The sequence below is a fragment of the Bradyrhizobium sp. Leo170 genome (genome assembly GCF_004296405.1).
GTDB lineage: Bacteria > Pseudomonadota > Alphaproteobacteria > Rhizobiales > Xanthobacteraceae > Bradyrhizobium.
Map to the genome: position 1 here is coordinate 1 of NZ_PSRR01000544.1, position 3394 is coordinate 3394.

General features: G+C 58.5%; 4 protein-coding genes. 2 read left to right on the forward strand and 2 right to left on the reverse strand.

The window, feature by feature from the left end:
* Window positions 1-193 precede the first annotated feature (193 nt).
* Window positions 194-439 carry a hypothetical protein gene (locus tag CWO89_RS42105; RefSeq protein ID WP_130584112.1) on the reverse strand — a complete coding sequence of 82 codons (246 nt, stop codon included), beginning with the start codon at window positions 437-439 and terminating at the stop codon, window positions 194-196.
* Between the two features lie 90 nt (window positions 440-529).
* Window positions 530-928, reverse strand: coding sequence for a hypothetical protein (locus tag CWO89_RS42110; protein WP_130584113.1), 399 nt, complete (start codon window positions 926-928; stop codon window positions 530-532).
* 318 nt (window positions 929-1246) lie between these two features.
* Here CWO89_RS42110 and CWO89_RS42115 point away from each other — a divergent pair, with 318 nt between their 5' ends.
* Together CWO89_RS42115 and CWO89_RS42120 are read left to right on the forward strand one after the other, a co-directional pair.
* Entirely contained in the window at window positions 1247-2200 is a 954-nt protein-coding gene (locus CWO89_RS42115; RefSeq protein ID WP_130584114.1) for a tripartite tricarboxylate transporter substrate-binding protein, read from the forward strand.
* A gap of 222 nt (window positions 2201-2422) precedes the next feature.
* Window positions 2423-3394, forward strand: a 972-nt coding sequence (locus CWO89_RS42120; protein WP_165421565.1) for a hypothetical protein, incomplete at its 3' end; no start/stop codon positions are given.

The window sequence follows — 3394 nt, forward strand, 5'->3', positions numbered from 1 at the left end:
TTTCTTGCCACCGTCGCCCTTAGGGATGTTTCCAGCCCCCAGGACTTAGCGCCAGCGTCGGGGCGCCAGGACCACACGACTTCGCCGTCCGCTGATGTCACGCTCGTCAGTCGCAACGTCAGCGTCCACCGCATCTCACCGCAACGTTCGTGACGATCGCGATCCGCCCCTCATCTGGGTGAGACGCGCGGAGTTAAATCACTGATTTGCCCGACGGCGAAAGCGGAATATTTTTCGCAACAGGGATGGACAGACTTTCGACTGATTTGCCCGACGGGCACTTTTTGCATGGCTCGAGAAAATTGCTGACGTGTTTGGAACGTCGCCGCTGCAGCCGCAGTTGAAGGTCAACGCGCTGGGCAGGCCTGAAGCGCGATGAGAAGATGATGCGGTTCAGCTTCTGACGGCCGACCGGAAATATCGCGATCGGCCAGAGCATTTCCCGCTCGTGACCCCGAACGGACATCAGGCTCACGCCCAGAGCCGCTCCCCCTGCCGAACTCGCATAGCGCGCAGAGCCGATCGGACTTCACATCGCGCAGCGAACATAGGGCATTTCCACCGGCACCGGCTGCTTGGAGCTGAGGGTGATCTTATTTTCTCCGGAGATTTTCACGTCGAACTCTACGTCCGAAACCGCGACCCCGTCCGAGCACGACGCAATCATTCGCACATTCGATCCGTCATCGTGCAACGACTTGACAGTGCATTTCTCAAATGTGCCGGTTATCTGCCTTCCCTGCACGATTATGCCGCCCGCGTGGAGATCAGCATCTGGCTTGAAAGCAAGCCTGTTATTCTCTTTGGTAAACACGTCGCCGCAGGCCGAGGCGTCGATCGTCCAAGCTCCGTTCAAATCCGCAGCCTGGGTCGCGGCCGATAGCGTGACGAGAAGGACTGACAGCACCAACCGATTGAAGGTTCTCATGGAAACTCTCCGATTCAATGGTCAACAGGTACCGTTCGATCGAACGTGGAATTGTCGCCAAATCGGTCTCTTCGACGCGGACGGGCCTGGCACCCCGACGTGGCTCTTCGGATCGCCTTTGCGCAGCATCCGAGTGCGACGACTTGGCGGACCTTTCGTTGATCTAAGTCAATAGGTTCTGCGGAGCACTTGTCTCCTCCGGGCAGCCCGCCGTACCGCGCGACATCTTTCGCTTTTGTGCGGCAGCGCAAAACGTGTAGAGATGCGCGACCAAAGAAGAACAAGCTCAAAGGGAGGCACGAGTTGAAACGACTGGCCATGATTGCCGCTGTGCTCGCGATGGTAAGCTCAGTGGCCTCCGCGCAGACCTATCCGGCCCGACCCATCACCCTGCTGGTGCCGTTTGCGGCTGGCGGGCCGACCGACACGGTGGCGCGGATGACGGCGCAATCGATGTCGAAACTCCTGGGCCAGACCATCGTCGTCGAGAACGCCACCGGCGCCGGCGGCACGATCGCGACCGCGCGCGCCGCCCGCGCCGAGCCCGACGGCTATACGCTGCTGGTCCATCACATCGGCATCTCGACGGCGGCAACGCTATACCGCAAGCTGCCCTACGACACCAAGACGGCGTTCGCGCCGATCGGCCTCGTCACCAACGCGCCGATGACCATCATCGCCCGGCCCGACCTGCCGCCGAACAATCTCGCCGAGTTGATCACCTACATCAAGACGAACGGCGACAAGATGACCTTCGGCAACGCGGGCCTGGGCGCCGCCTCGCATCTCTGCGGCATGCTGTTCATGACCGCGATCGACAAGCAGGTGCTCACCGTGCCCTACAAGGGCAACGCCCCCGTGATGAACGACCTGATCGCAAAACAGATCGACCTCACCTGCGACCAGACCACCAACACCACAGGCCCGATCGCCTCCAAGCTCGTGAAGAGCTACGCCATCACCACCAAATCCGGCCTCGCCTCCATGCCCGACCTGCCCACCGCCGACGAAGCCGGCCTGAAGGGCTTTGAAGTCGGCGCCTGGCACGGCCTCTACGCGCCCAAGGGCACGCCCGACGAGATCGTGCGAAAACTATCCAAGACGCTGCAGGAAGCCCTGCGGGACCCGGACCTGGTGAAGCGCTTCAACGAGATCAACACCGAGCCGGTCGCCCAGGACGAAGCCACGCCCGAAGCGCTGAAGGTGAAGCTGGTGAGCGAGGTGGACCGGTGGAAGCCGATCATCGAGGCGGCGGGGCAATTTGCGGATTGAGGTAATACAGCGAAACGGCGAGTTGCGGGCGAACGATCTAAGGAGGCTGGCGCGTACAGACTCCAATGGACCATTCAGGATATATACAACGTGCGATCTGGAATCTCTGGGATTCCGTTTTGCATAGCTACGCGATCCCTCGGCTTTAGGTTATTCAGAGACTAGATTGCTTCCGCGCGCTCAGAAGACCCTCTCCCGTGATAAGCATCGTAAGAAAGCGCTATGTTTGAACTTCCGCCGTTTCGGAAATGTCCTCGCTGCAAAAGCGAGTCGTTCGGCACCGTGTCTGTCGGCGGCAATTGCGTGACGAAGCGCTGTAAAGAGTGCAGATACTCGCACGACGAGGTGCTTCCTAGTGTTGATAAGCGTGTCATTTACCTTGATCAGTTTGCAGTCAGCGAACTCTACAAGACCAAAGCAAAAAAACGGAGGCCCGGTGCGCCTCATGGGCAATTCTGGCAGGATTGCTACTCACTCGGAAATCTAGCCTACTTGAGGCAACAGGTAATATTTCCGGCCTCGAACCTCCACTCAGATGAGACGATTGTCTGGCATTCCCCGGAAGAGCTGCGACTCGCCCACGAAATGTTCAGCGGGGAGACTTCTTTTGAGAGGACGGATGCCATTGCCACGCAACAAGAGTGGGAGTTCGCGAAGGCCTTTCTAGAGGGCAACGCGCGGCCAACCTTGAGCACGGATGTGGATCAGGTTGTGTCGGGGACGCGCAATGCGTGGCTGCCTATCTACCACATCAACGTGAATGCTGATTATTCGATGTTCGCGCCCGGGCTCCGACAAGACAAAGCGGTTGCCGAGGCAAGCCTCAAGCGCTTGGCTGATGGTTGGGTGAGCAGCCGGCCCACGTTCGATGCTTTGTTGAAACACGAGCTATCGAGCTACGGCTCAGCGATGAGGCAGGCGCTAAGTGAACAGATAACGAAAACACAGGCAGCATTTGCATCCAATGACCCCGCAAGCGTTTTGGATATGCGTTTTGGATTGATCAGTCGATATAGAGAGTTGACTGAACTGTTCGCGCGCAATGGCGTGCCTGCGAAAGAAGCATTCAAAGAAGTATTGAGATTTCTGGATTGGCCTGAAAATCAGCACCAGCCAGCACACAAAATCTTCGCTTATCTGTTCGCGGCGCTGGGCTGGCGAATCTCCTCTGGGCAACGTCCAGAAATGAACGCT

Coding starts and splice junctions, on each gene's coding strand:
- CWO89_RS42105 (WP_130584112.1), bottom strand. CDS start 439: ATGCTCTGGCCGATCGCGATATTTCCGGTCGGCCGTCAGAAGCTGAAC.
- CWO89_RS42110 (WP_130584113.1), bottom strand. CDS start 928: ATGAGAACCTTCAATCGGTTGGTGCTGTCAGTCCTTCTCGTCACGCTA.
- CWO89_RS42115 (WP_130584114.1), top strand. CDS start 1,247: ATGATTGCCGCTGTGCTCGCGATGGTAAGCTCAGTGGCCTCCGCGCAG.